Origin of the sequence: Maricaulis salignorans, assembly GCF_900103475.1 — a bacterium.
Lineage (GTDB): Bacteria > Pseudomonadota > Alphaproteobacteria > Caulobacterales > Maricaulaceae > Maricaulis > Maricaulis salignorans.
Map to the genome: position 1 here is coordinate 18770 of NZ_FNHG01000010.1, position 25456 is coordinate 44225.

Here is a 25456-nt window from a genome sequence, read left to right on the forward strand (position 1 = left end):
TCAGACGCCATCAAAGGCGGGGTGGTACTCGATCCTGGTGCCGCGCGGCAGATGCGCGGCGCCATTGAGCGCCAATACCTGGAAGGCATTGCCGGTCTTGTCGTCGGGGTCGTCGGTCCAGTGCAGGTCAAGAGCCGGGGCCGGCTCGAAACCAAAGCGGCCATAGAAGTCCGGATCGCCCAGAACGATGCAATAGCTCGGCCCCAGGGTTCGGACAAAGTCGAGTCCGGCCTCGATCAGGGCCGCGCCAATACCGCGGTTCTGATAGCCGGGCAGGACTGCGACCGGTCCGAGGCCGAGCCCGGGGATTTCACGGCCATCGCCCGGCTTCGCCATCGCCGGGGAGAACATCGCCACCCCGGCAATCTTGCCGTCCAGCTCGGCGACGAGCTCCAGCGTATCGGCATCAGCCGCGCGCAGGGCCACAGCCAGACGCGCCTCGCCCGGCTCGGGAAAGGCGCTTCGAAGCAGGGCATCAATACCGGCATGATCGTCTGGCTCGCAGGGGCGTATCTTCACTAGAAGGGTAACCAGGCGCGGCGGCGGGTATAGGCGAGATAGCCGACATTGGCGCCGGCACGCAGGCCGACACCGGAACGGATCGGCGCCAGGGTGATATCGTCGGCGCGCTGATAATTCACGCCCATGCCGGCGACCAGATAGGCCGTGCCCTCAACACCGGGAAAGCGCTGGAACAGCAGAGCCGGGTCGTCGAGATTATAGACCAGCACGAAGACGCGGCTGGCATTGCCGCCCGCGTCCCAGCCGACCGAGGGGCCGCGCCAGTAAACCTTCTCGCGCACGCCGCTCTTCATGGTGAGATAACCCTCACCATAGCGCAGGCCGATTCCGACCGCGCCCGACACTTCCTCACCGGCGATATAGCCGACCGGACGGCCGAGATCGGAGAAGATGCGCTCCATCAGACTGGCCGCGGCTTCGGCGGTAACGCCGAAGAAATCGCTCACGGCCTCGGTCAGCTCGTCCTGGGAATAGGTGTCGACGGGCTCGGAATAATCACTCGGCTGCCCGTATTCCGGGTCCTGCGCATAGGCGGGCGCGAGGAAGCAGACGGACAGTGCGGCGATGGTGGCGGCAAGGATGCGCATGTGAGACCTCCGGTCGCTAAAAACAGGGCCCAGCTTATCAGCGGGGATTAGGGCGACAGCACGGCGAAAGGGTTAGCGTCAGGTAAACGTGTCGAAATTCCAGAGCCCCGGCGGGACTGCGCGCAAGCGGGCCGTCGCGCAGGCAGGCCCAAACTTGCGGGGAGGCTGAAATGACAACAGCACACAGACAGATCTTTACCATCATCGGGGCCGGTCTGTCCGGCCTGCGCGCAGCGCTGCTGAGCGCGGCGCGCACGGCCGCCCCTGGCAAGATGGTGAATTCTTAATTTTCCAGCCATGCGCCGAACGGTTAGGCTTGGGGCAACACTTTCACCCGAGAGGAAATACCATGCGTCATCTGATGATGATTACAGTGAGTACTGCCGCCCTGTTTGCGGCGGCCTGCACCCCGGCCACCGATACCGTTGCGCCCGGCGCCACCGAGACCACCGAAACAACGGAGACCGTCATGTCCACCAACCCGTTGCTCGCGGAATGGACCGGTCCGTTTGGCGGCGTGCCGAATTTCGACACCGCCAGCCTGGATGATCTCAAGCCAGCCCTCGAAGAGGGCATGGCGCTCAATCTCGCCGAGATCGAAGCGATCGCCAATAATCCCGAGCCGGCCAGCTTCGAGAACACCATCGTCGCGATGGAACGCGCCGGCGAGCCGCTCGGCAATGCCTTCCGCTATTGGGGCATCTGGTCGTCCAACATGTCGACGCCGGAATTCCGCGCCATCCAGGCTGAAATGGCCCCGCGCCTGTCCGCCTACAGCTCGCAAATCACCCAGAATGCGGCCCTGTTTGCCCGCGTCCGCGCCGTCTATGAAGGCGAGGAAATGGCGAGCTTGCGTCCCGACCAGCAGCGCCTCGTCCAGCTGACCTATGACGGGTTCGCCCGCAATGGTGCGACGCTCGAAGGCGAAGCCGCCGAACGCTATGCCGCGATCGACCAGCGCCTGTCCGAGCTCTACACGGCCTTCTCGTCCAACCTCCTGCATGACGAGGAAAACTACGTCCATTACCTGACCGCCGACCAGCTCTCCGGCCTGCCGGACGGTTTCGTCCAGGCTTCGGCCTCGGCAGCGACGGCACGCAGTCATGAGGGCGAATACGCCATCACCAATACGCGCTCCTCGATGGATCCTTTCCTGACTTTCTCCGACGAGCGCGATCTGCGCGAAATTGTCTGGCGCGATTACTATAATCGCGGCGATAATGGCGATGAGTACGACAATAACGCCCTGATCATGGAAATCCTGGCCCTGCGCGACGAACGCGTCGAACTGCTCGGCTATGAGAATTACGCCCAGTGGCGCCTCGAAAACCGCATGGCCGGCACGCCGGAACGCGCCATGGATCTGATGGAAGGCGTCTGGACTGCTGCCGTCGCGCGCATCCATGAAGAAGTCGCCGACATGCAGGCCCTCGCCGACAGCGAAGGCGCGAACATCACCATCGAGCCCTGGGATTATCGCTATTACGCCGAGAAAGTGCGCGCCGAGCGTTATGATCTCGATAGCGAGGAAGTCAGCCAGTATCTCCAGCTCGACAATCTGCGCGAGGGGATGTTCTACGTCGCCGGCGAATTGTTCGGCTTCAACTTCACCGAGCTGCCCGAGGGCACGGTTTCGGTCTGGCACCCGACCGTCCGCGTCTGGGAAGTCACGGATCGCGAGACTGGCGACAATGTCGGCCTGTGGTATCTCGACCCCTATGCCCGCACCGGCAAATCCTCCGGCGCCTGGGCCAACAGCTTCCGCGGCCACACCACTTATGACGGCCAGACCAATGTGCTGGCGACGAATAATTCCAATTTCGTCGAGCCGGCACCGGGTCAGCCTGTCCTGGTCTCCTGGGATGATGCGACGACCTTCTTCCACGAGTTCGGCCACGCCCTGCATGGCCTGTCCTCGAATGTCGTCTATCCAAGCCTGAATGGCGGCGTGCGCGACTTCACCGAATTCCAGTCGCAATTGCTCGAGCGCTGGCTTTTGACCGATCCAGTGGTCAACAATTATCTCGTCAATGCGGCCGGTGAGCCGATGCCACAGGAATTGATCGCCCGCATTCGTGCGGCGAATAATTTCAACCAGGGCTTCTCGACCGGCGAATATCTCGCCTCCGCCCTGATGGACATGGCCTACCACATGACCCCGCCCGAAGAGATCGGCGACCCCGACACCTTCGAGCGTGAAACCCTGGAACGCCTCGGCATGCCGAATGAAATCGTCATGCGTCACCGCAGCCCGCAATTCGGGCATGTGTTTGAAGGCGAGGGCTATGCGACCGGATATTACGGCTATATGTGGGCCGATGTCCTGACCGCCGATGCCGCCGAAGCCTTTGAAGAGGCTGGCAGCTATTACGATCCGGAGACCTCGCGTCGCCTGGTCGAAACCCTGTTCGCCCCGCGCAATTCGGTCGACCCGGCCGAAGCCTACCGCGCCTTCCGCGGCCGCGATGCCGACCCGCAAGCGCTGATGCGCGACCGCGGCTTCCCGGTCACCGAATAGCGGTTTCGGGCATCACTGAATGCAATGGCCGGCGGGGCAACCCGCCGGCCATTTGCGTTTTGGGGGCGTGAGCCTGCAGACGCAGACACGAGGCCATCACGACTTATCCCGCGCCATCGCGATGAAAGACGCGCAAGCTTGTCCAGCCCCGCAAACCTCCGCGGAGCCCGGCGCGGCGTTTCGTGCAGGCCGGGAAAGCCTTGCTAGACGGCGCGCTCGTGGAACTGGCCGTGGCGGCGGTAGGGGATGAGATAGTCGGGGACGATAGCCTCGATGGTCTCGCCGGTCAGGCCCAGATCGGCCAGTGTCTTGGCGCCATCGCTGACGACATTGTCCTGGCGCAGCTGGATCAGCTGATCGCGGGTCACGACAGGCTCGACGAAGGGCAGGATTGCCGCCATCTCGAACAAGAGCGCCATCGGGGTCGCCAGCGCGAAAGGCAGCGGCACCAGCACACGCCGCCGGTCGGTCGCTTCGAGGATGAAACGCATCAATTCCTTGAAAGTGTAGACACCGGGTCCGCCGAGCTCATAGGTCTGGCCCCGGGCCGTATCGCTGGACAGCGCAGCCAGCACGGCATGGGCGACATCGCCGGCATAGACCGGCTGGAAGCGCGATTTGCCGCCGCCGAACAGGGGCAGAGCCGGCAGGAATTGCGCCATTGAGGCGAAACGATTGAAGAAGCTGTCGCCCTTCCCGAAAATGATTGACGGGCGCAGGATGGTCGCGCTCGGGAGCGCCGCTGTCACCTGCGCTTCGCCTTCAGCCTTGGAGCGCGCATAGCGCGACGCGCTGTCGGCATCGGCACCAATCGCCGACATCTGGACCATGGCGGGGATGCCAGCCTGGGCGGTCGCCGCGGCGATCGTTTTGGCGCCAAGGGCATGCAGGCGGGAAAAAGTCTGGCGGCCATTCTCGTTCAGCACACCGACCAGATTGACGACGCCGCTGGCCCCCTCAACCGCACGCTCAACCGATGAGGGGACGCGCACATTGGCCTGGACCAGCTGAATCTGTCCCACCACACCGGAGACGCGTAAATCCTGCGCCAGATGCGGCCGCCGCGTTGCAACGCGGACCCGGTAACCAGCCTTGGCCAGGGCACGAACCACATGGCGGCCGACAAAGCCGGAGCCACCGAACACTGTGATGATTTCGTCTCGAAGCATGGATTTGTCCCCGCGCAATACCGGTTTGTTCCGGATAGACCAAAAATCGCGCGATCTGTCCATGAGACAATGCGCCTGCTACCCCGAAGCCCTCCCGAAGCGCCCGCTTGTGCAGTCCACTGAGCGCCCGCCGTTGACAGGCGAGCAGGCCTTCTTTACCTACCCGCTTCCACACCTGCCCAGGTGGCGGAATTGGTAGACGCGCTAGCTTCAGGTGCTAGTTTCCGAAAGGAAGTGGAAGTTCGAGTCTTCTCCTGGGCACCATTACTCCGATTTTTGTCGTCCTGTGAAATCCGGCTTTTGCCGGAAACCCGTTGATTTACTAGCGAATCCGCTAGTGACCTGTCCGGGGTCGTCCGACGAAGATTGTTGGCATCCAGCCGAATTGTTGGTACTTTTGTTGGTATCTTTCAATTCGAGCGCGCTGAGGCGCAAGGCTGGCGAATGGCCATCACAGATATCCAGATCAAGGCCTTCAAACCCGCCGCGAGTGCGTTCAAGCGCAGCGATGGCGGCGGCCTTCACCTGTTGCTATCCCCCAGCGGCGGCAAGCTCTGGCGACTGGCCTATCGGTTCGATGGCAAACAGAAAACTCTCGCGCTGGGGGCATATCCCGCTGTTTCTCTCGCACTGGCGCGGCAAAGACGGGACGACGCCAAAACCCTGCTCGCCGAAGGCGTTGACCCATCGGCCCATGCCAAGGCCGCCAAGCGGGCGCTGAAGGCCATCCGGCAAGACACCTTCAAGGCCATCGCCGCCGAATACGTGGTGAAGGTCGAAAAGGAAGGCCGCGCGAAAGCGACGATGAAGAAAATCCGCTGGATGGTGGACCTTGCCAATGTCGACCTGGGCGACCGCCCGATCACCGAAATCACTGCCAGCGATGTACTCATCCCGCTGCGCAAGGTCGAGACCGCCGGAAACCTTGAAACCGCGCGCCGCCTTCGCTCGACCATCGGGCAGGTGATGCGCTTCGCCATCGCGTCAGCTAGAGCCACCCACGATCCCACCCAGGGCCTCAAGGGCGCGCTCACCGCCCCGACTGTCACCCACCGCGCGGCGATCACCGATCAGGCCAAGGTCGGCGCGTTGTTCCGAGCCATCTGGACGTATGACGGCACGCTGGAAACCCGCGCCGCCCTCCAACTCATGGCCCTGCTCTATCCGAGGCCCGGCGAATTGCGGAACGCGGAATGGACAGAGTTCGATCTGGACGCTGGCATCTGGATCATCCCGGCAGAACGCACAAAGATGCGGCGCGAACACCGCAAGCCCTTATCGAAGGCGGCAGTGGCGATCCTGTGCAATGTCCGGGAGATGACCGAATCGCGAAAGCTCGTCTTCGCTTCCGTGAGTTCCCTGCGGCGCCCGATGAGCGAGAACACCATGAACGGCGCGCTCCGGCGGCTCGGCTTCAAAAGCCACGAAGCCACCTCGCACGGCTTCCGCGCGACCGCGTCCAGCCTGCTAAATGAAAGCGGGAAATGGCATCCGGATGCAATCGAAGCCGAGCTTGGGCATGTGGGATCGGAAGAGGTCAGACGCGCCTATCATCGCGCCGCATATTGGGACGAGCGCGAGCGTATGACAGAGTGGTGGGCAAGTGAGGTGGAGCGGTTAAGGTTGCAGGCTCTGGATGATGATTCTACCGCGAGGTGATCACAGTGGCGCAACCCGATAGGACACCAGAGCAGACACGCATTCACCGTATATGGATGATCTTCGGCACCAAGTTCCCGGATTTCTGCATCAACGGCCTCGAGAAGTTTCGACCTGAGGGTATCTTCCTCACAGCGCCAGAGCAGGGTTTGACCGGCGAGCAAGCCATTGCTGCCCGCGTGTTCCATGACGAATTGGTTTCGCTTTCGGATTCGGACTTGGACGCAAGGTGGAACGCAGCGCTGGCCGAGGAACAAGCCAAACGTGAAGCCGCGCACCCCCTGAACCAACATGTCGCGGATGCGGCAACATACGACTTCTACTCGAAGGCCGCCTATTGGACCGTCGATGAGTGCTGCGCGCTATTGGTCGCTCGCCATCCGCGAAAGGTCGACCTGAAGGCGATCCAGTCCCACGGACGGACATCTCAGATCGCGCGGCAGTTTCTGGACCTGCACGACCTCGTAACGCGGGCTGTATCCATGAACCAGCTAGCACATCGAAATTTGCCGGGATTCTTCCTAGCTTGGGCCGACCGGAACCGGCTGCCAATCCCGGACGGACTCGCCTCGGCAGTCCAAAACCACGGAGTTCAAGTCGCGGACTGGAAGACTTACTACGACAAGCGGGGCGAAGTGATTGCCGGGCTTCAGGCCAGAATCAGCCAGCTTGAAAATGGGTCGCCGCCAGAAGCCGTCGACCCAATGGCGAAGCCCCTCGATCCGCGCGAACGTGCCAGCCTGCTCAAGATGGTGCTCGGATTGGCAATGGCCATTTACGGACATGATCCACGGCAGACCCGGATGAAGTCAGTCAGCGAAATCAAATCAGAGTTGGACCGCGTCGGCATCACCATGTCTGACGACACGATCCGCAGATACCTTCGGGAAGCGAACGAGTACGCGCCCGACGGATATCCGGAATCCGAATAGTCGCTAATCGGTATTCGGTATTCCCAATACGGCCTACCGCGCTGAAAACCTTCCTAAACCGACCTCGCACTTGGCAACACGAGGTCACATCATGGACGACAAACCCGCACTCCCGGCGACTGGATTTCTCCGCCTTCGCTCGATCATCGCCCCGCACGGGCCGATCCCGGTCAGCAAATCCACCTGGTGGGCAGGCATCAAGGATGGCCGCTTTCCCAAACCCCTCAAGCTCGGTTCCCGGATCACGGTCTGGCGCATCGAGGATATCCGCGCGCTGATCGAAAACGGGCCTTGCTGAGATGGCCCGCAAGGTGAGCTGGCGGTCGGTGCGGCGGCATCGGAACTACACGGTCGACGAGGCGTCCAGGGCGCTGGGCATCTGCAAGGCCACCGTGCGCCGCTGGATCAAGACCGGCCTCCCAGCCCTCACGGAGCAAAAACCTGCCCTGATCCTCGGCGAGGCGCTGATCGCCTTCCTGAAGGCCCGCATTCCCGCGAAACAGACATGCCGGCTGGAGGAGTGCTTTTGCCTCGCCTGCCGCACACCGAGGCGGCCTGCATTCGACGAGGTCGAGGTCCGGCTTCAGCAAGGCGGCGGCGGCATGATCACCGGCCTGTGCAGCGAGTGCTCGGCGACCATGAACAAACGCGTCTCGGCGGATGGTCTGGAACGTATCCGGCGGGTTTTGACGGTCGGCGCCATGCAGGCGGACGGACACATAAGCAAGAGCCACCCACCCTGTTCAAATGCACACAATCCCGAGGAGCCAGAAACCCATGCCTAAGCACCATGCCAAAAACGAACGGACCAAGCACCGCTACTTCGCCTATCTGGAGGAAGCCAAGCGCATGGCACCGAGCAGCGTTGACCAAGTCGCCGCCGCTATTTCGCTGTTCGAGGCGTCGACTGGACACAAGGATTTTGGTGCCTTTCATATTGAGCAAGCGCGGCGCTTCAAACGTGAACTTGAGAACGCCAGACACGGGAAGACCGGCAAACCGCTGGCCAAGGCGACGATCCATTCCCGGCTCATGGCGGTGAAGGCTTTCTTCCACTGGCTGGCGGGTGAACCGGGCTACAAGTCGAAGATCCGATATGCTGACAGCGAGTATTTCAACCCCTCTGCCAATGACAGCCGGATCGCCACCGCAAAACGCGAGCGGCCTGCGCCGGAACTGGGCCAGATCGAGTATGTCCTGCGGCAAATGCCCCATGAAACCACGTTACAGAAGCGCGACCGGGCGCTGATCGCCTTCGCCATCCTCACTGGCGCCCGCGACGATGCCATCGCCTCGTTGGCCATCCGCGATGTCGACCTTGCCGCGCGCAAACTGTTTCAGGACGCCCGCACCGTGCGCACCAAGAACCGCAAAACGATCACCTCATGGTTCTTTCCGGTTGGCGCGGAGATCGAAGCGATTGTCGCCGAGTGGATCGAACACCTGAAAGCTGAGTGCCTGTTCGGTGCCGACGATCCGCTATTTCCCGCCACAAAAGTGGGCCAAAATGCCGATCAACACTTCACCGCCCTCGGTCTCGACCGCAAAGCCTGGTCAAATGCCGACCCGATCCGCCGCATCTTCAAAAAAGCGTTCGAAGCGGCAGGCCTGCCCTATTTCAACCCGCACTCATTCCGCAAGACACTGGCCCGGCTCGGCGAGTCGATCTGCGCCACGCCCGAGGATTTCAAGGCGTGGAGCCAGAATTTAGGACATGAGCAGGTGCTGACTACGTTCACCAGCTATGGCAGCGTGTCGAGCTATCGGCAGGCGGAGATTTTGGCGGGACTGCGGCAGAGCCCCCGTGCGCCCGTCGCTCGCGCCGACGTGCCAGAGGCAGTCCTAGCGTGGCTGGACACCGTGGCCATACGAGATCGTCGCTAGGGCGCAGCGCCCCTCGGCCTTGCCGCATGGTCGAAATCGGTATTTCTTCTGCAGCTGAAACTAGGAACGATCCTCACACCCGAGGCGGCAAGATAACGGTCGAAAATGGCCAAGTCGCCTGTGCGCACTGCAATCTCTCAAAAGGGGCAAATGCCTGATGCCGACGCTCGATTGGATAGGAAAGCAGGCCGTGGTGAACCACCACCGCGAAGTGCCATATCGACTGGTCCATTGCGACAGTGAGTTATCGGCAGGCGATCCGGACGCGGCAAATCTGCTAGTTCAAGGCGACAATTTGGAGGCTCTGCGAGCCTTGTTGCCTTACTATGCAGGCAAGGTGAAATGCATCTATATCGACCCGCCCTACAACACTGGCAACGAGGAGTGGGCCTACAACGACAATGTAAACTCCCCCGAAATAAGAGCTTGGCTTGAAAAAACAGTAGGGAAAGAGGGCGAAGATTTATCGCGTCATGATAAGTGGCTGTGCATGATGTACCCTAGGCTACGCCTGCTACGCGAATTCCTAGCTGACGATGGGGTAATATTCGTATCATTGGACGACTTTGAGGCCTCACGGTGCAAGATTTTACTTTCTGAAATATTTGGAGAATCGAATTTCATCGCTAACCTCATTTGGAAGAAAATGGATAGCCCAAGTTCAAATGTGGGCAGACGGATTGTTTCAAATTATCACGATCACATTCTCTGGTTTGCTAAGAACAAAGCAGAGGCAGATTTAATTCAGTTGCCATCACCGGACATTCTCAACGCATATCCTGTCGTGATGAACGGCAAACGTGCGCGTTGGAGACAGTTGAGAAAAAATGGAAAGGCCGCTCGACGCGCAGATCGACCGAACTCTTGGTTCAAGATGATCGCGCCGGACAAAACCGAAGTCTGGCCGGTGCACCCCAAAGAAGGCTGGGAGGGTCGATGGAGCATCGGTCCGGACACATGGAAAACAATCGAAAATACCGATGAGGTTAAATGGGAACGGCGCCCCTACGGCTGGACACCCTATCGAATCGAATACGCGAAGGACGTTCCCACCATGCCGCTTGCCTCGATCATCGATGACGTTAGTCAAAATCGACAAGCCAAGGCGCAGCTCAATCAGATATTAGGCACCAATCATGGATTTGAAACACCTAAGCCCTACGATCTAGTGGAACTTCTCATCTCTCTCTGTGGCGATCAAAATGCGTTGGTCCTTGATAGCTTTTGCGGGTCCGGAACCACCGGGCACGCCACGTTGGCGCTGAATGGGCGCGACGGCGGCAATCGTCGGTTCATCCTGATTGAGATGGATCAAACGGTTGCAAAATCGGTAGCAGCACCGCGATTGAGCAAGGTAGTAGAGGGATACAAAACTTTTACGAAGGCGAGCGAGACCATTTTTGAGAGAAAAATTGGCCTCAAGGAGTTGAGGGCGCCTGAAACGGTTCTGAATGAATGCGAAGAAATCAAAGACGAGAAATCCCTAGACTTCGATGAAATCGAGCGCAGCTTTGAGGGCGGCACCCTCAGATTAGTGGGAGCGCGTCCCGCTGGTGCCGAAGTCCCAGGTCTTGGCGGAGGCTTTCGGTTCTGCCAACTCGGGGTGCCTTTGTTCGACGAGTTTGGCGACATCGCAGGAGATGTCGCTTTCGCAGATTTGGCCGCACACATCTTCTTTTCTGAGACAGGAGTTCCGATCCCACACCGTGCCAGCTCGGAGCTGCTCGGCGTATTTCAAGACCGTGCGGTCTACTTATTGTTCGACCCCGCGCATGCCGACACGCCTCGTGAGGCGATTGGCAACGTGTTGACGCCGGATAGGCTCAACACCCTGCCACCGGGGCCAGAGGACTTCACGGGCACCCACGTAATCTACGCCGAGGGCTGCACCGTATCGGCGGAACGCCTGAAGCGTGCTCACGCCGTGTTCAAACAAATTCCATATCAAATTGAGGGCGCATAGAGCATGGCGGCGGTCAATTTTGAATTACGCAGTTACCAGCAAGACGCGCTGGATCGGTTGCGAGATTATCTCGTCAAAGTCCCAAGCCTTGGGGCGGGCACATCGTTCTATGCCGTAACGAATGCACCCTACCGGCCCGTGCCGGTGATGAACCCCGAAACGCCCTATATCTGCGTCCGCATCCCGACTGGTGGCGGCAAGACGATTGTCGCAGCCCATTCGATTGGCGTGGCGGCGAAGACCTATCTGCAAGCCGACAATCCAATGGTGCTGTGGCTGGTGCCGTCGACAGCCATCCTGGACCAAACCTTGAATGCGTTACGCGATCTGAATCACCCCTACCGGACAGCCCTGGCAGCGGACTTTGGCCGTAACCTTTCCGTTTTGACGGTGCAGGAAGCCCTGTCTCTCTCCCGGCCCGATGCGACTGGCGGCGCCTGTATAATCGTCTCGACGATTCAGGCCTTCAGGATTGAGGAAACCGCCGACCGGAAGGTCTATCAGGACGCAGGCGCATTGATGGATCACTTCAGCGGGCTAGATCAATCCCAGATTGATCGGCTGGAAAAGGTCGAAGGCACGCACCGCCCCGTCGCTTCGCTCGCCAATGTCTTGCGACTGCACCGCCCGATGGTCATCGTCGATGAAGCACACAATGTGCGCGGGCCGCTTTCCTTCGATACCTTGGCGCGGTTTGACCCGTCTCTGGTGCTTGAATTCACGGCGACGCCGCAACTGACTCACGATCCGAAAAACAGCAACGAGCCCTCCAACGTCTTGTATCACGTCTCTGCGGCAGAGCTGAAGGCCGCCGAAATGATCAAACTTCCGATCCGGCTGCAGACGGACACGGACTGGAAAAAAGTCATCGGTCAGGCGCTCGATTGTCGCACCGCGTTGGAGGAGGCAGCACAGGCCGAGCAAGCAGAAACCGGGGAATATATTCGTCCAATCATCCTGTTTCAGGCCCAATCGAAATCCAGCACCGATCCTGATCGTCTCATTCCAGAATCCGTTGCGAATTTCCTGACCGACGACAAGCGTATTCCGCGCGATCAGATCGCGATTCATGGCGGCGGTTTCAAAGAGCTTGATGGGCTGGACAATATCGCAGACCCGGCATGCCCGGTGCGCTATGTCGTTACCATTCAGGCGCTGCGGGAAGGTTGGGATTGCCCCTTCGCCTATGTGCTGTGTTCCGTCGCAGAGCTGAAATCCGCAACCGCGGTGGAGCAGATTCTTGGCCGGGTGTTGCGCATGCCGAAAGCGCACCGGAAGAGCCGAGACCTGCTTAATCGTGCGTATGCCTTCGTCGCTTCCGCGAACTTCAACGCCACGGCGGAAAGCCTCAAAGACGGCCTCGTCGACGGCGCGGGCTTTGATCGACTGGAGGCGGCAGAGCTCGTTAAGGCTCATAGCGAACTCCAACTAGACGACCCGCGTAGCGAATACGTCCACACCTCAGAGCCACTGCCTGAAGCAACGATGGCGAGCGAAATTGACGACGCGATTGAGAAGTTACCTCCGTCAATGAAGGCTCGGGTTCAATTCGAACCGGAGACGCGGAAGCTCAATATCCTTGGAACTGTTTCTCGAGATCAACGGAACACGATGCTGTTGGCGTTTTCCAAGGTGAAGGGCGCCGAGCGCGTGATCGATAGGGTCTTCATCAGTTCGAACCGGATACAGGCCAGCGAACTACCGCCGGGCGAGCGCCTGCCATTTATCGTGCCGCGCCTTTGCATCATGCGCCAAGGCGAATTGGAGCTGTTCGGGCCCGATCATTTCCTCGACCTGCCCTGGAATCTGGCTGATTGCGACCCGGTTCAATTCGTGAACCGTTACCAAATCAAGGATGCTACGAAGGCGGGCCTGATCGATGTTTCGGATGAGGGGAAAATGAATATCGCCTTCGTCGGGGAACTACAGTCTCAACTCGCAACATTGATCCATGAGCCCGCATGGACCTTGCCGCGTCTCGTGAACTGGATCGACCGGGGGATTCCTCACCCCGACGTCACCAAACCTGCCGCCCGGATTTTCATCCAAAAGGCGCTCGAAGCACTTCAGACCGTCAAGGGCTACTCGCTTGATGAGCTGGCGCGCTACAAAGCCGAGCTCCGTCGATCACTTGCGGACGAAATCCAAGCCCTGCGCCAGGAACGTGAAGCCGGCTGTTACGCCGCCCTGTTTACGAACGACGCCCAATCATTCGCAACGGATTCTGGGATGGCACTCGTCTTTGACGATCAGAGCTATGCCTACAACCAGCCCTATAAGGGCGCCCGAAAATTCAACAAACACTATTTCCCGATCATCGGCGATCTAAAGCCAAGCGGTGAGGAATTCGATTGCGCCGTTTTCCTCGATGAGCACCACAGCGTGCGTCACTGGGTCCGCAATGTTGATCGCAAGCCCAATGCCTTTTGGCTGCAGCTTCCAAGTGGTAAGTTCTATCCTGACTTTGTGGCGTTACTGACAGATGGCCGCATCCTTGTTGTGGAGTACAAGGGCGCGGATCGGCTCGCCGGAGCGCAGGACAAACTCAAGATCGGCGAATTATGGGCGGAGTCGAGCGACGGGAAATGTCTATTCAGCATGCCCTCAAATCGTGACTTCAGTCAGCTTTCCGCGCTGATCGAGGGGAAATAGATCGAGATCAAGCGATCAGATTTGTTGGTTCTTTTGTTGGTATATCGTAAATTCTGTGCATTATAATCGCGTTAAATCAATGTGCTACCGCACGAAGTCGACGCCTCTCCTGGCACCATTCCTCCGATTTTTCTCATCGAGTAATATCCGGCCCTTGCCGGCCCCTCGGGCGCGATGCGTTGAACCGGTGGGGCTGATGGCCGGGGGTGCGCCATGGTGGGCGTTGGCTTGACAAGACCCCTGGCTTTGAGCCTGCTGGGCAGCCGGTGGATCGGGTCCGCCGGAGTGCGGCACCAACCATAGGGGGAGTGATCATGATCAATCGTCGGCAAGCGCTTTTGGGCGGTCTCGTGATCGCGGCCAGCCCTGGTTTGACGGGCTGTTCGGCAGAGGCGCAAACGCCCATCCTGGTCTACAAATCCCCGACCTGCGGCTGCTGCAATGCCTGGATCACGCATCTGCGCGATCACGGGTTTGATGTTGAGCCCCATGATTTCGAGGATATGGCGGCCATCAAGGCGCGCTATGAAGTGCCAGGCGATTTATGGTCATGCCATACGGCGATCGTCGAAGGCTATGTCGTTGAAGGCCATGTTCCCGCAGCGGAAATCACCCGCATGCTGGCCGGGCGCCCGGCCATTCGGGGGCTGTCCGTGCCGGGCATGCCGGCCGGATCACCGGGAATGGAAGCGGGCGGATATACGCAGGCCTATACGGTCTGGTCCTTCGGCGAAACCGGCAATGCGGCCTTCGCACACTATGGCTGACGCCGGCGGCAGCGACCGGGCAGGCCGGCGCATGGCCTGAAGTCAATTGACGGCGCGCTTGCGGGCGGGTTTAGCTTGTGACCGTGGCGCATATCCCGCGCCCAAGCCTTGTTCCGGTACCGGCATGTCTCTCCCTCCGCCCCCGACAATACCGACCCTGGTCACCGAACGCCTTGTCTTGCGCGGGCACACTTCTGATGATTTCGCCGGCAGCCTGGCGCTGTGGACCGATCCCGGAGTGATCCGCTTTATCGGCGGCCGCGCCTCGAGCGAGCACGAGGTCTGGCAGCGCCTGCTGCGTTATGGCGGCATGTGGGCAATGCTGGGCTATGGCTATTGGGCGATCACCGACCGGGCCGATGGCCGATTTCTCGGCGAAGCGGGGCTGGCGGATCTGAAGCGCGAAATCACGCCGCCGCTGGATGGTGTGCCCGAAAGCGGCTGGGCGCTGCTGCCCGCCGCCCATGGGCGCGGCCTGGGCGGCGAAGCGATGCGGGCGGTGCTCGACTGGGCCGATCAAGCGCTCGACCGACCTGAGACCTGTTGCATCATCGACCCCGGCAACACGGCCTCAACACGGCTGGCCGGCAAGCTCGGCTATCGGGCCCGCCATACGGCCAGGCTCGCGGGCAATGCGCTGACGGTCTTCTACCGGCCCCGCGAGCCCCGTGCACCCTGACGGCGCGTAGCCCGGCTCGCGTGCAGCCCCGCCTTGCCGTTGCGCCTGCGCGCCGCTAGCGTCGCCGCAGCTGGGGGCTGGCACCGGAATGCTGTTCAATTCATCGCAATCGCCATTCGTGGCCTGGCGCTCGGCCGGCCAGTCAGTTGAACATGACGGCCACGGTGCGCCGACGTCGTCCGGCCGCCCCCATTCCTCCATTGCGGGGCTGACCGCATGAAGCATTACGCCAGAACACTGTTCATCGCGCTGTTCACGGGCCTGCTGAGCTTTGCCGGCTTCAACGCCCTGATCGACCCGTTCGGCGTCACCGGCGCGCCGGACATTCCCGGTCTGACGGCGCGTGATACACGGCTGTATGGCGATGGCGGACGCGTGCATGTCGGTGACCGGCTGGCGCGCGGCGGCGATGCCTCCATCCTGCTCGGCTCCTCGCGCACGGTCGACGGCTTCCCGCACGAGCCCACCGGCTGGCCCGGCGAAATTTACAATGCCGGCATGCGCGGCACCAATATATTCGAGCTCAGCCAGGCGATGGCCCTGGCGGCGCGCAACGCGCCTTTGCGCTGCGTCGTGATCGGGCTCGATCTTGATGAGTTTGGCACCCATTCCAGGGCCAAGGCGACCTATTGGCTTTCGACGCTGAATGACGGCAATCGCGCACTTTCCATGACGCGGGTTTCGCTGTCGCCCAATACATTCGGCGCCTCACTCCAGTCGCTGGCCGACAATCTCGGCGGCGGGTCGCCGCGCGTGCCCTGGGCCGACAGCTATCCAGCCGGAGCCCAGCGGGAGCGCTATGAAAGCGGTGTGCGCGGGATTTACGGTTTCTATCTAGGCTATAATTTCGACGCCGGCCGCGTCGCCCTGTTTGAACGCGCGCTGGACGCCCTGACGGAAAATGGCATCCAGGTGATCGGCTTTATTCACCCGCTTCACGCCTGGCGCGAGGAAGCCCTGTTCCGCTCGGGTCGCAGCGAGACCTATTTCGAGATGCGCCAGGCGCTGACCGAGGTGTTCGACCGGCATGCCGCGGCCAGCCCCGGCAATGCCTGTGTCGAGGGCGGCGGCGCTGTATTGTGGGATTTCTCCGGCTTCCGCGACTTCGCCAGCCTGCCCGCGCCGGGGCCGGAGCAGACCGACGCCCACCCGAATTTCTACGAACCCTCTCACTACCTGCCGCATATCGGTCAGGCGATGCTTGACAGCCTGCGCGGCGATGCGTCGACACCGGGCGTTTCTGGTGTTCGGCTGGAGCCCGGAAATCTGGCCGCCAGCGCCGGTGCCATCCGGACGCGCCGGCAGCGCTGGCTGGAAACTGAAGATGGCCAGGCCGCCACCGCCTTGTTCGACGCACTGGAGGCTGCCGGGCCCCAGGCCGAGACTGAAACGCCGCAATTTCTCAATCGCGACGACCGGCGCAGCCTGGAAGACAAGATCAGCCGCATTGCGCCGGGCCGCGCGGAGCGTTAGGACGCGTGCCAGAAACTGAGGATTGAGCGATGACTGTACATTACCACCGCGGCGATTTGCCTGCCGATGTCGATCTGGGCCCGCTGGTGGCCATCGACACGGAAACCCTGGGCCTGTCCCTGACCCGCGACGCGCTGTGCGTCGTCCAGCTCTCCAGCGGCGACGGCGATGCCCATGTCGTGCAACTGATCCGCCCCGAATATGATTGCCCCAACCTGAAAGCCCTGCTGGGTGATCCCGGCGTCGAGAAAATCCTCCACTTTGCCCGTTTCGATGTCGCCATGGTCGAGCGCAGCCTCGGTGTCACCCTGGCTCCGGTCTTCTGCACCAAGATCGCGTCCAAGCTCTGCCGCACCTATACCGACCGCCACGGCCTGAAGGATGTGACGCGCGAACTGGTCGGCATCGACATGAACAAGCAGCAGCAAAGCTCCGACTGGGGCGCCGATGAATTGTCGAAAGCGCAGCTGGAATACGCCGCCTCCGACGTGCTTTACCTGCACCAGCTGCGCGAACGGCTGAGTGTGATGCTGGAGCGTGAAGGCCGGACGGAAATGGCGAAGGCCTGTTTCGATTTCCTGCCCATGCGTGCCAAACTCGACCTGGCGGGCTGGCCGGACACCGACATTTTCGCCCACGCCTGATCCGGTTTGCCTTGAAAAGGCCAGCAAAGGCTGGTCTTTGTTGCGCGGCAAGGCTGTGCCTGCCGTTTGCGAGATGATGATCTGCCGATGAGTACGACCGCGACCCCCGGCCTCGAGCTGTTCCAGCCCACAATGCACGGCAATTGGGAACCCCGCCGCGCATTGACGCTGAGTGCTGCCCGGCGCCGGACGCATTTTGTACGCTGGCTGCGCTTCGTCTTCATGGCCGGCATTATTGCACTACTGGCATTGCTGGCCGTGCAATTATTCATCGGGGCATCGGGTGGCCCGGTGGTTCCGGCCGAGGCCGTGAGCACGGATGTGCGCATGGTCAATCCGCGCATTACCGGCCGCGACGAGAACCTCACCCCCTATGCGCTCACAGCCGATGTCGCGATCCGCCGCCGCGACAATGCCAACAGCCTGACCGAGCTGGAACGGCCGCGGCTGGACTATGATTTTCTCAATACCGGAGCGAATGCGTCAGAAGTTCTGGCGCAAACCGGGACGTTTGATCCCGCCAGCCGCATTCTCGACCTGTATTCCGACGTCAATCTGAATACCGATAATGGCTATAGCTTTGCCTCCCAGCATGCCCGCATCTTCCTGCGCGAGGAACGCGTGGTCGGCGAACTGCCGGTGACCGGTTCCGGACCGGTCGGCACCATCACCGCCGAACGTTATGAAATTCACGAAGGCGGCAATCGCGTTATTTTCGAGGGCAATGTGCGCGCGCGTATAGTACAAGCCCGGACCGCCCCCAGCGAAGGAGAGGATCAATGATCCGCCTGCTTGCCCGACTGACCGCCCTGTCCTGTCTCCTGCTGGCGCCGCTTGCGGCCGCCCAGGCCCAGATCGGGGATTCGTCACAACCGCTCGACACCATCGCCGACCGAATCGAAAATCTCGACGATCAGGGCCGCACCGTCCTGACCGGTCATGTCGACATCACCCAGGGTGATCGCCGCATCATGGCAGACCGGGTCGAACTGGTCTGGACCCAGCCGGAGGATGGCAGCCGCGGCGACATCGAACGCGTTGTTGCCACCGGCCATGTCCGCTATTTCTCCCCCTTCCAGAACGCCACCGGCGACCTGGGCGTCTATGAAATGGGCCCGGACACCATCACCCTGACGGGCGATGTCGTCATCACCCAGGGCGAGAATGTCATCACCACCACCCGCTTTGTCTCCAATCTGACATCCGGGAATTCCAATTTCGGTGAAGAAGGCAATGGCACGCCCGTGCGCGCCGTGATCTATCCGCGCCGCACCGAGCCGGCGCCCGCCACCGGTAATGGCAACGGCACTGGCGGCCGCTAGAATTCCGATCGAGGGCAAGTTGAGCATGGCAATGACCGAAGACTTCGCAGCGGCCCCGTCCGCTCTCAGCACGGGACTGGTCGTCGAAGCAATCGGCAAAACCTATCGCAAGCGCCCGGTCGTCAAGGGCGTCTCGCTCTCGCTGCAGCGCGGCGAAGTCGCGGGCCTGCTCGGGCCCAATGGCGCCGGCAAGACGACCTGTTTCTACATGATCACCGGCCTGGTCGATGTCGATTATGGCCGCATCCTGCTCGATGGCGAGGATATCACCCGCCTGCCCATGTATCAGCGCGCCCGGCTCGGGATCGGTTATCTGCCGCAGGAAAAGTCCATTTTCCAGGGCATGAGCGTGCGCGAGAACATCCTCGCCGTCGCCGAAGTGGTCGAGAAGGACCGCAGCCAGCGCCATGAACTGGTTGATCAATTGCTCGAGGAATTGCGTATCTCGCATCTCGCCGATGCGCCGGCTCCGTCCCTGTCCGGCGGCGAGCGCCGCCGTGTGGAAATCGCCCGGGCGCTGGCGACTCGCCCCTCCTTCATGCTGCTCGATGAGCCCTTTGCCGGGATTGATCCGCTGGCAATTGCAGATATCCGCGATCTGATCCGCTTCCTGAAGGATCGCGGGATCGGCATTCTGATCACCGACCACAATGTCCGCGAAACCCTTGAAATCACGGACCGTGCGACGATTATTCATGAGGGCGAAGTGCTGTTTGAAGGCTCCCCGGACGCGATCCGGGCCGATCCTGATGTGCGCCGCGTTTATCTCGGGGAAAGCTTTGCCTGATTAACTTCTGTCGTAAACCACCACGCAGAGGCGTTCATGGCCGGACTGATGCAAAAGCTGGAGATGCGCCAGGGTCAATCCCTGGTGATGACGCCCCAGCTACAACAAGCCATCAAGCTGTTGCAGCTCTCGAATATCGAGCTTGCCGAGTTCGTTGAGAGCGAGCTCGAGCAGAATCCCCTGCTCGAACGCGACGACCGTAGCGAAAGCACCGAATCAACACGGCAGGAAAGCGATAACGAGACGCGTGAGCTCGAATTCTCGGCCGCCAATGGTGATGCCGCGGATGCCATCGATGCCGATTCGGACATGCTGCACGGCGAGGATTCGAAATCCGACCTGTCAGGCGTGGAAACGTCACAGGCCGGTGATTCGGTGGGCATGGGCGCCAGCACCTGGTCGTCCACCGGCAGCGCCGGCGGCTCCTTCAATGGCGAGGAATATGATGCGATCGCCAATTCCTCGCGCGATATTTCGCTGGCTGAACACCTGCACGAACAATTGTCCACGGCGACATCGGACCCGATCGACCGCCTGATCGGGGCACACCTGATCGACCTGGCTGACGAGGACGGCTATCTGCGCGCCGATCTCGACGAGATCGCCGACCGGCTGGGTCTGGAGCGCGCCCGGATCGAGGCCGTGCTGACGACAACGCAAACCTTCGAGCCGGCCGGTGTGATGGCGCGGGACCTGGCCGAGTGCCTGGCGCTGCAATTACAGGAAAAGAACCGTCTCGACCCGGCCATGGCGATCCTGCTCGACAATCTCGAGCGGCTGGCCAAGCATGATTACGCGACGCTCAAATCGCTGTGCGGTGTCGATGGCGAAGACCTCGACGACATGATCTCCGAAATCAAGGCGCTGACGCCCAAGCCGGGCCTCGCCTACGGCACCGAATCAACCCGCGCCGTCGAGCCCGACGTCTATATCCGCCAGGCTCCCGATGGGGGCTGGCATGTCGAGCTCAACTCGGAAACCCTGCCGCGCGTGCTGATCAACAATCGATACTATAATGAAATCAACGCGGCGGCCCGCAATGAGTCGGAGCGCAGCTTCATCACCGAGTGCAGCCAGAATGCCAGCTGGCTCGTGAAAAGCCTTGATCAGCGGGCTCGCACCATTCTCAAGGTTTCCAGCGAAATCGTGCGCCAGCAGGACCTATTCCTCGTCAATGGCGTCGCCTATTTGCGGCCGCTGAATCTGAAGACCGTGGCCGACGCAATCGGGATGCACGAATCAACCGTCAGCCGGGTGACGTCGAACAAATATGTTTCGACACCGCGCGGCATGTTCGAGTTGAAATATTTCTTTACCTCCTCGATTCCATCGGCCGGAGGCGGTGAATCCCACTCGGCAGAGGCTGTCAGGCACAAGATCAAGCTCCTGATCCAGCAGGAAACCGCCGACGATGTCCTGTCCGACGACAAGCTTGTCGAGCTTTTGCACGATGAGGGGATTGAAATCGCCCGCCGGACTGTGGCTAAATACCGGGAGGCGTTGAATATCCCTTCTTCGGTCCAGCGCCGACGCATGTTGAAACGTGCCAGCTGACGACAGGACAATCCGCGCATGACGGTGGTAGTTGTGTCACGCCCCATGTGGTTGGGAAGCCACCACCGACTGAGATTGACTCCCGCTACACCCGACGACTAGGGTCCGCCCGCATTCCGGGGGGAGTTGGAAGAGTTTTTGACGCCTCACAAGCTGGTGTATGGCCAGCGGGAAGGAGCGCATGCACATTCAAATCGCAAACAAGGGCATCGATGTCAGCGATAGCCTGAGAGCCAGGATCCTGGAACGGGTCGAGGACGGCGTTGCCAAGTATTTCAGCCGTCCGGGCGAAGCCTATGTGTCGATCGCACGCGAAGGCCTCGGTTTTCGCATCGACTGCTCGCTGCACCTGCCTTCGGGCATGATGCTGCAAGCCCATGACAGCGCCGACGATGCCTACAAGGCCGCCGACGGGACCATGGACAAGCTTGAGAAGCGGCTGCGCCGCTACAAGCGCAAACTCAAAAACCATCGCCAGGGTCACAAGGCAGAGCTCCCGGCCGAATCGCTGCCGATCTTCGTCCTCAAGGGCATGCGCGATGCGTATTCAGAGGAAGCCGAGGATCATGTCGACGAATCCCTGTCCGACGCTCCGGAGCCTATTGTCATTGCCGAACATGCCGGTGAGTTCCGGACATTGACCGTCGGAATGGCATCGCTTGAGCTCGACGCTGCCGATTCACCCTTCCTTATGTTCCGCAATGCCGCTAATGGCGGGCTGAACATTGTCTATCGGCGACCGGATGGCCATATCGGCTGGATCGACCCGGCCCGCGCAGTGCAGGCCTGATTGGCTTGAAATAGAGTTGTTTTTACCATGGCATTAGCAGATCTGATTCCCGATGGCGGCGCTGCCGTGGATGTCGGGGCGTCCAGTCGCAAGCAAGTCTTGCAAGCCATGTCGGAAACGGCTGCGCAGGCAACCGGGCTGAATCCGCGCGTTATTTTCGAAGCTGTATTGCAGCGTGAACGCCTTGGCTCGACCGGTGTCGGCCAGGGCGTCGCGATTCCCCATGCGCGGCTGTCCGGAATCGACAAGGTCACCGGATTCTTCATGCGCCTGCGGGCACCGGTGGATTTCGAATCGATCGACGGCCAGCCCGCCGACCTGATTTTCCTGCTGCTGGCACCGGAAGATGCCGGCGCCGAACACCTCAAGGCCCTGGCCCGCGTCTCGCGCCTGCTGCGCCGGGAAGATGTCCGCCAACGCCTGCGCGCAGCACCCGATGCCGATGCCGTCTATGCGGTCCTGACCGGCGAGCCGACCAGCGACGCCGCCTGAAAGACCGTCTGAGGCGCCAGAGCGCCTGCGACACCCATCCGCTCTGATATGTGGCAAATCGCGGCAGGCACGCCCTGGCGCGACTTCGTGTATGCTCCGAAGCGCAGGATCAACCTGCCGCAGGAGCGCGACCCATGCGAACACAGATCAATCAATTGTTCGAGAAAATCCAGTCACTGGAGGCTGAGCTCGAAGAGGAAGTGAAGGAACGCCGCCGAAGCTACGGCTACAAGCTGGAACAGGGCCGGCTCTTCATCACCCGGGAGGCGCGCGAACGCCAGGCAGCCCTGAAGCTCGGCCTGCGGCGCTATCTGATCGATAGCGGCGTGCTGACCATCCTCACAGCCCCTTTCATCTACGCGGTGGCCATCCCCGTCTTTCTCCTTGATGTGGTCGCGAGCCTGTACCAGGCAGTGTGTTTCCGGGTGTATGGCGTCAAGCAGGTGAAACGGCGCGATTATGTCGTGTTTGACCGGCACCGCCTGCCCTATCTCAATGTGATCCAGAAGGTGAATTGCTTCTATTGCTCCTACGCCAATGGCGTCATCGCCTATGTCCACGAAATCGCCTCGCGCACCGAGCAATACTGGTGCCCGATCAAACACGCCGAACGGCTCGCCGGCACGCACCGGCGCTATGATGGTTTCCTCGAATACGGGGATGTCGGCGAATACCCCGACAGCCTGGAGGAACAACGCCAGCGCCTGCGCAATGAGGGCGATACCCCGCCCGGCCCGCAAGGCCCCACCGAATAGAAACAAGGCCCCACCGGAGACGCGGTGGGGCCTTGTTTTCATTCCGGACCAGACAGCCGCCACCCGCAAGAGCGTTGGGCCGGCCTGGCCGAAGCTCGCGCAACGAGCGCCGGAAAGGTTGAGAGGCTGGAGACGGGGTGTCCGCCTGCGCCTTCAGGCTTCGGCGGGACATCCTTCGCTCGCAAGAGCGTTGGGCCTGTCTGGACGAAGCTCGCGCAGCGAGCGAAGGATGGTGGAGCCAGACGGAATCGAACCGACGACCTCTTGCATGCCATGCAAGCGCTCTCCCAACTGAGCTATGGCCCCAATATCCTTGTCGCCGCGATGGGGTGCGGCGAGAGGCGCGGAAACTAGTCCCGCTTTTCACGCGGATCAAGCCTCAACGCAGCACCTTGCGCAGCGCCGCAGCTTGAACCCTACAGATCCTCGTCTTCACCCTTGGTGAATTCAGCGAAATCATCATCCTCATCATCGTCGAGCAGGACTGTATTATCGTCCTCGTCGACCGGATCCTCGCCGTCATCTTCCTCAAAACCGTCCGGAATATCGTCGCTGAGGCCGGAACCCTCATCATCATCCTCATCATCATCGACGACGATGTCATCACCGGCTTCACCGACTTCAGGCGTATCGTCGACCTCATCCTCGAAACCGTCAGCCTCAACCACTTTGGCCTTGGCGGGCGCTTCGTCATCATCGACGGGCTCCGGCGCTACTTTCAGCCGCACGGGCACCAGTTCGGGATCGAACTCGTGAGCACACTTCGGACATCGCGCCGGGCGACGGCCCAGATCGTAAAATTTGGCGGCGCACTTCGGACAAGTGCGCTTGGAGCCCAGTTCTTGTTTGGCCATGACATCCCTTCACAACCGGTTTTGTTTTTCGGCGCGACCCGTTGCCACGATCACCGCGCTCTGTCAAAACCTGATCGCCGTCTTCTCACCCTAATCGTTGAAATTCAGTTGATGACCCAGCTTGCCCCCCAATTGCAAGGCCCGTTTTTGGCGCGTCCGAGTAGACCGCTGACCGGCAGCCTCTCCGCGCCGGCCGACAAGTCGATTTCGCATCGCGCCCTGATCTTTGCGGGGCTGGCCCAGGGCGAGAGCCGCATCGCCGGCCTGCTCGAGAGCGATGATGTTCTCAACACAGCGAAGGCCATCGCCTCGCTGGGCGCCGAGGTGGAACGCCTCGGCCCCGGCAGCTGGCGGGTCGTGGGCCGCGGCGGGCGGTTCGCATCACCGCGCTCACCGCTCGATTTCGGCAATTCGGGCACAGGTGTCCGGCTGATGATGGGTGCCATCGCCGGCAGCGGCGCCGGCGCGGTCTTCACCGGCGATGCCAGCCTCTCATCACGCCCGATGCGGCGCGTGACCGATCCGCTGGAGTTAATGGGCGCCGGCTTCACCAGCACTGACGGGCGCCTGCCCGCCACCCTGGCCCCGTCACGCTTGAAGGGTATTGCCTATGCGCCGCCCATCGCTTCCGCCCAGGTGAAGTCGGCCATCCTGCTCGCCGGCCTCGGCGCCAGCGGTGAGACCGTCATCACCGAACACCACGCCACCCGCGATCACACCGAGACCATGCTGCGTGCCTTCGGCGTCACGCTCGAGGTCACGCGCAGCGAGGACGGCGTCCGGATCCGCCTGCCCGGCCACCAGACACTGAAAGCCCAGGACCTCACCGTCCCGGGCGACCCGTCCTCGATCGGCTTTGCACTTGTCGCTGCCTTGATCACACCCGGCTCCTGCGTCCAGATCAACGGCGTGATGGACAATCCCTCGCGTACCGGACTGATCGAGACGCTCCGAGAAATGGGAGCCGATCTGGAGACCACGGCCGGACCGTTCATGGCCGGCGAGCGGACGATGAATATCACCGCACGCCACTCCACACTGCGCGGGGTCGAAGTGCCGGCCGATCGCGCGCCCTCGATGATCGATGAATACCCAATCCTCGGCGTCGCGGCGGCCTGCGCCACCGGCAATACCCACATGGCCGGCCTCGCCGAATTGCGCGCCAAGGAGAGCGACCGGCTGACCGGCACCGCCGAGCTTCTGCGCCTCAATGGCGTTGAGCTGAATGTTGGCGAGGACAGCCTGACGGTCACCGGCAAAGGACCGGGCTCGGTCGCGGGTGGCGGCATGGTGCCGACCCATCATGACCACCGCCTGGCCATGAGCGCCCTCGTGCTCGGCCTGGCGTCGCAGCAGCCGGTGCGCATTGACGATGCATCGATGATCGCCACCAGCTATCCCCGCTTCGCCGACGACATGATGGCGCTCGGCGCGACACTGGAGTCGATCTGAG

24 protein-coding genes and 2 tRNA genes are annotated in these 25456 nt (G+C 61.3%); 21 read left to right on the forward strand and 5 right to left on the reverse strand.

From position 1 onward, the window contains the following. Both BLT42_RS09000 and BLT42_RS09005 read right to left on the reverse strand, forming a co-directional pair. A complete protein-coding gene (locus BLT42_RS09000; protein WP_176780310.1) occupies positions 1-519 on the reverse strand; it encodes a GNAT family N-acetyltransferase in 519 nt (172 codons plus the stop codon). Continuing rightward, the gene (locus tag BLT42_RS09005) at positions 519-1109 is read right to left on the reverse strand and encodes a DUF1134 domain-containing protein (RefSeq protein ID WP_091769933.1); all 591 of its coding nucleotides are present in this window, start codon (positions 1107-1109) and stop codon (positions 519-521) included. The genes BLT42_RS09000 and BLT42_RS09005 overlap by 1 nt, the downstream gene beginning before the upstream one ends. Positions 1110-1458: 349 nt before the next feature. Between BLT42_RS09005 and BLT42_RS09010 the strand changes: the two genes are divergently transcribed. Continuing rightward, complete coding sequence (locus tag BLT42_RS09010) at positions 1459-3627, forward strand: M3 family metallopeptidase (RefSeq protein ID WP_091769934.1); 2169 nt, start codon at positions 1459-1461, stop codon at positions 3625-3627. Between the two features lie 203 nt (positions 3628-3830). On the opposite strand, the gene BLT42_RS09015 is transcribed toward BLT42_RS09010, so the two are convergent. After that, complete coding sequence (locus BLT42_RS09015) at positions 3831-4796, reverse strand: complex I NDUFA9 subunit family protein (protein WP_091769935.1); 966 nt, start codon at positions 4794-4796, stop codon at positions 3831-3833. Positions 4797-4973: 177 nt separating this feature from the next. On the opposite strand from BLT42_RS09015, the gene BLT42_RS09020 reads away from it, so the two are divergent. The 19 genes from BLT42_RS09020 to BLT42_RS09110 all read left to right on the forward strand — a co-directional run bounded on the left by BLT42_RS09020 (position 4974) and on the right by BLT42_RS09110 (position 23149). Beyond that, positions 4974-5060 (forward strand) — tRNA-Leu (locus BLT42_RS09020). 180 nt (positions 5061-5240) lie between these two features. Then, entirely contained in the window at positions 5241-6455 is a 1215-nt protein-coding gene (locus BLT42_RS09025) for a tyrosine-type recombinase/integrase (RefSeq protein WP_091769937.1), read from the forward strand. A 56-nt stretch (positions 6456-6511) separates the two neighbouring features. Continuing rightward, entirely contained in the window at positions 6512-7387 is an 876-nt protein-coding gene (locus BLT42_RS09030) for a hypothetical protein (RefSeq protein ID WP_091769939.1), read from the forward strand. Positions 7388-7478: 91 nt separating this feature from the next. After that, positions 7479-7685, forward strand: a complete 207-nt coding sequence (locus tag BLT42_RS09035; RefSeq protein WP_091769941.1) for a helix-turn-helix transcriptional regulator — start codon at positions 7479-7481, stop codon at positions 7683-7685. A 1-nt stretch (position 7686) separates the two neighbouring features. Beyond that, positions 7687-8172: a helix-turn-helix domain-containing protein gene (locus BLT42_RS09040; protein ID WP_091769943.1), complete on the forward strand. Its 486-nt coding sequence runs from the start codon at positions 7687-7689 to the stop codon at positions 8170-8172. After that, a complete protein-coding gene (locus BLT42_RS09045; RefSeq protein WP_091769945.1) occupies positions 8165-9271 on the forward strand; it encodes a tyrosine-type recombinase/integrase in 1107 nt (368 codons plus the stop codon). The genes BLT42_RS09040 and BLT42_RS09045 overlap by 8 nt, the downstream gene beginning before the upstream one ends. Before the next feature lie 157 nt (positions 9272-9428). Further along, complete coding sequence (locus BLT42_RS09050; RefSeq protein WP_091769946.1) at positions 9429-11234, forward strand: site-specific DNA-methyltransferase; 1806 nt, start codon at positions 9429-9431, stop codon at positions 11232-11234. 3 nt (positions 11235-11237) lie between these two features. Then, complete coding sequence (locus BLT42_RS09055; protein WP_091769948.1) at positions 11238-13886, forward strand: DEAD/DEAH box helicase; 2649 nt, start codon at positions 11238-11240, stop codon at positions 13884-13886. A gap of 314 nt (positions 13887-14200) precedes the next feature. Continuing rightward, positions 14201-14653, forward strand: a complete 453-nt coding sequence (locus tag BLT42_RS09060) for a DUF411 domain-containing protein (RefSeq protein ID WP_091769951.1) — start codon at positions 14201-14203, stop codon at positions 14651-14653. A gap of 124 nt (positions 14654-14777) precedes the next feature. Beyond that, complete coding sequence (locus tag BLT42_RS09065) at positions 14778-15332, forward strand: GNAT family N-acetyltransferase (protein WP_091769953.1); 555 nt, start codon at positions 14778-14780, stop codon at positions 15330-15332. 216 nt (positions 15333-15548) lie between these two features. Next, a complete protein-coding gene (locus BLT42_RS09070; RefSeq protein WP_091769955.1) occupies positions 15549-16805 on the forward strand; it encodes a hypothetical protein in 1257 nt (418 codons plus the stop codon). 29 nt (positions 16806-16834) lie between these two features. Then, positions 16835-17449, forward strand: coding sequence for a ribonuclease D (locus BLT42_RS09075; protein ID WP_091769957.1), 615 nt, complete (start codon positions 16835-16837; stop codon positions 17447-17449). Between the two features lie 87 nt (positions 17450-17536). Continuing rightward, complete coding sequence (lptC, locus tag BLT42_RS09080) at positions 17537-18232, forward strand: LPS export ABC transporter periplasmic protein LptC (RefSeq protein WP_091769959.1); 696 nt, start codon at positions 17537-17539, stop codon at positions 18230-18232. After that, positions 18229-18771, forward strand: coding sequence for an LptA/OstA family protein (locus tag BLT42_RS09085; protein ID WP_091769961.1), 543 nt, complete (start codon positions 18229-18231; stop codon positions 18769-18771). The genes lptC and BLT42_RS09085 overlap by 4 nt, the downstream gene beginning before the upstream one ends. A gap of 25 nt (positions 18772-18796) precedes the next feature. Beyond that, on the forward strand, positions 18797-19558 hold the full coding sequence (gene lptB / locus BLT42_RS09090; RefSeq protein WP_091769962.1) for an LPS export ABC transporter ATP-binding protein: 762 nt from the start codon (positions 18797-18799) through the stop codon (positions 19556-19558). A gap of 36 nt (positions 19559-19594) precedes the next feature. Next, the gene (gene rpoN / locus BLT42_RS09095) at positions 19595-21112 is read left to right on the forward strand and encodes an RNA polymerase factor sigma-54 (RefSeq protein ID WP_091769964.1); all 1518 of its coding nucleotides are present in this window, start codon (positions 19595-19597) and stop codon (positions 21110-21112) included. Positions 21113-21293: 181 nt separating this feature from the next. Continuing rightward, positions 21294-21902, forward strand: coding sequence for a ribosome hibernation-promoting factor, HPF/YfiA family (hpf, locus tag BLT42_RS09100; RefSeq protein WP_091770078.1), 609 nt, complete (start codon positions 21294-21296; stop codon positions 21900-21902). 27 nt (positions 21903-21929) lie between these two features. Next, positions 21930-22394, forward strand: coding sequence for a PTS IIA-like nitrogen regulatory protein PtsN (gene ptsN, locus BLT42_RS09105; RefSeq protein WP_091769966.1), 465 nt, complete (start codon positions 21930-21932; stop codon positions 22392-22394). Positions 22395-22528: 134 nt separating this feature from the next. Continuing rightward, the gene (locus tag BLT42_RS09110) at positions 22529-23149 is read left to right on the forward strand and encodes a hypothetical protein (protein WP_176780311.1); all 621 of its coding nucleotides are present in this window, start codon (positions 22529-22531) and stop codon (positions 23147-23149) included. A 230-nt stretch (positions 23150-23379) separates the two neighbouring features. Here the strand turns inward: BLT42_RS09110 and BLT42_RS09115 are convergent. Next, positions 23380-23455, reverse strand: a tRNA-Ala gene (locus BLT42_RS09115). A 110-nt stretch (positions 23456-23565) separates the two neighbouring features. Beyond that, positions 23566-24003: a TIGR02300 family protein gene (locus BLT42_RS09120; RefSeq protein WP_091769968.1), complete on the reverse strand. Its 438-nt coding sequence runs from the start codon at positions 24001-24003 to the stop codon at positions 23566-23568. Positions 24004-24114: 111 nt separating this feature from the next. Here BLT42_RS09120 and aroA point away from each other — a divergent pair, with 111 nt between their 5' ends. Further along, positions 24115-25455: a 3-phosphoshikimate 1-carboxyvinyltransferase gene (gene aroA, locus BLT42_RS09125; protein ID WP_091769970.1), complete on the forward strand. Its 1341-nt coding sequence runs from the start codon at positions 24115-24117 to the stop codon at positions 25453-25455. Position 25456: the final 1 nt, after the last annotated feature.

What these genes read in the sequence shown, in the direction of transcription:
- BLT42_RS09005 (WP_091769933.1), bottom strand. Translation starts at nt 1,109, where the DNA reads ATGCGCATCCTTGCCGCCACCATCGCCGCACTGTCCGTCTGCTTCCTC.
- BLT42_RS09010 (WP_091769934.1), top strand. Translation starts at nt 1,459, where the DNA reads ATGCGTCATCTGATGATGATTACAGTGAGTACTGCCGCCCTGTTTGCG.
- BLT42_RS09015 (WP_091769935.1), bottom strand. Translation starts at nt 4,796, where the DNA reads ATGCTTCGAGACGAAATCATCACAGTGTTCGGTGGCTCCGGCTTTGTC.
- BLT42_RS09025 (WP_091769937.1), top strand. Translation starts at nt 5,241, where the DNA reads ATGGCCATCACAGATATCCAGATCAAGGCCTTCAAACCCGCCGCGAGT.
- BLT42_RS09030 (WP_091769939.1), top strand. Translation starts at nt 6,512, where the DNA reads ATGATCTTCGGCACCAAGTTCCCGGATTTCTGCATCAACGGCCTCGAG.
- BLT42_RS09035 (WP_091769941.1), top strand. Translation starts at nt 7,479, where the DNA reads ATGGACGACAAACCCGCACTCCCGGCGACTGGATTTCTCCGCCTTCGC.
- BLT42_RS09040 (WP_091769943.1), top strand. Translation starts at nt 7,687, where the DNA reads ATGGCCCGCAAGGTGAGCTGGCGGTCGGTGCGGCGGCATCGGAACTAC.
- BLT42_RS09045 (WP_091769945.1), top strand. Translation starts at nt 8,165, where the DNA reads ATGCCTAAGCACCATGCCAAAAACGAACGGACCAAGCACCGCTACTTC.
- BLT42_RS09050 (WP_091769946.1), top strand. Translation starts at nt 9,429, where the DNA reads ATGCCGACGCTCGATTGGATAGGAAAGCAGGCCGTGGTGAACCACCAC.
- BLT42_RS09055 (WP_091769948.1), top strand. Translation starts at nt 11,238, where the DNA reads ATGGCGGCGGTCAATTTTGAATTACGCAGTTACCAGCAAGACGCGCTG.
- BLT42_RS09060 (WP_091769951.1), top strand. Translation starts at nt 14,201, where the DNA reads ATGATCAATCGTCGGCAAGCGCTTTTGGGCGGTCTCGTGATCGCGGCC.
- BLT42_RS09065 (WP_091769953.1), top strand. Translation starts at nt 14,778, where the DNA reads ATGTCTCTCCCTCCGCCCCCGACAATACCGACCCTGGTCACCGAACGC.
- BLT42_RS09070 (WP_091769955.1), top strand. Translation starts at nt 15,549, where the DNA reads ATGAAGCATTACGCCAGAACACTGTTCATCGCGCTGTTCACGGGCCTG.
- BLT42_RS09075 (WP_091769957.1), top strand. Translation starts at nt 16,835, where the DNA reads ATGACTGTACATTACCACCGCGGCGATTTGCCTGCCGATGTCGATCTG.
- lptC (WP_091769959.1), top strand. Translation starts at nt 17,537, where the DNA reads ATGAGTACGACCGCGACCCCCGGCCTCGAGCTGTTCCAGCCCACAATG.
- BLT42_RS09085 (WP_091769961.1), top strand. Translation starts at nt 18,229, where the DNA reads ATGATCCGCCTGCTTGCCCGACTGACCGCCCTGTCCTGTCTCCTGCTG.
- lptB (WP_091769962.1), top strand. Translation starts at nt 18,797, where the DNA reads ATGGCAATGACCGAAGACTTCGCAGCGGCCCCGTCCGCTCTCAGCACG.
- rpoN (WP_091769964.1), top strand. Translation starts at nt 19,595, where the DNA reads ATGGCCGGACTGATGCAAAAGCTGGAGATGCGCCAGGGTCAATCCCTG.
- hpf (WP_091770078.1), top strand. Translation starts at nt 21,294, where the DNA reads ATGCACATTCAAATCGCAAACAAGGGCATCGATGTCAGCGATAGCCTG.
- ptsN (WP_091769966.1), top strand. Translation starts at nt 21,930, where the DNA reads ATGGCATTAGCAGATCTGATTCCCGATGGCGGCGCTGCCGTGGATGTC.
- BLT42_RS09110 (WP_176780311.1), top strand. Translation starts at nt 22,529, where the DNA reads ATGCGAACACAGATCAATCAATTGTTCGAGAAAATCCAGTCACTGGAG.
- BLT42_RS09120 (WP_091769968.1), bottom strand. Translation starts at nt 24,003, where the DNA reads ATGGCCAAACAAGAACTGGGCTCCAAGCGCACTTGTCCGAAGTGCGCC.
- aroA (WP_091769970.1), top strand. Translation starts at nt 24,115, where the DNA reads ATGACCCAGCTTGCCCCCCAATTGCAAGGCCCGTTTTTGGCGCGTCCG.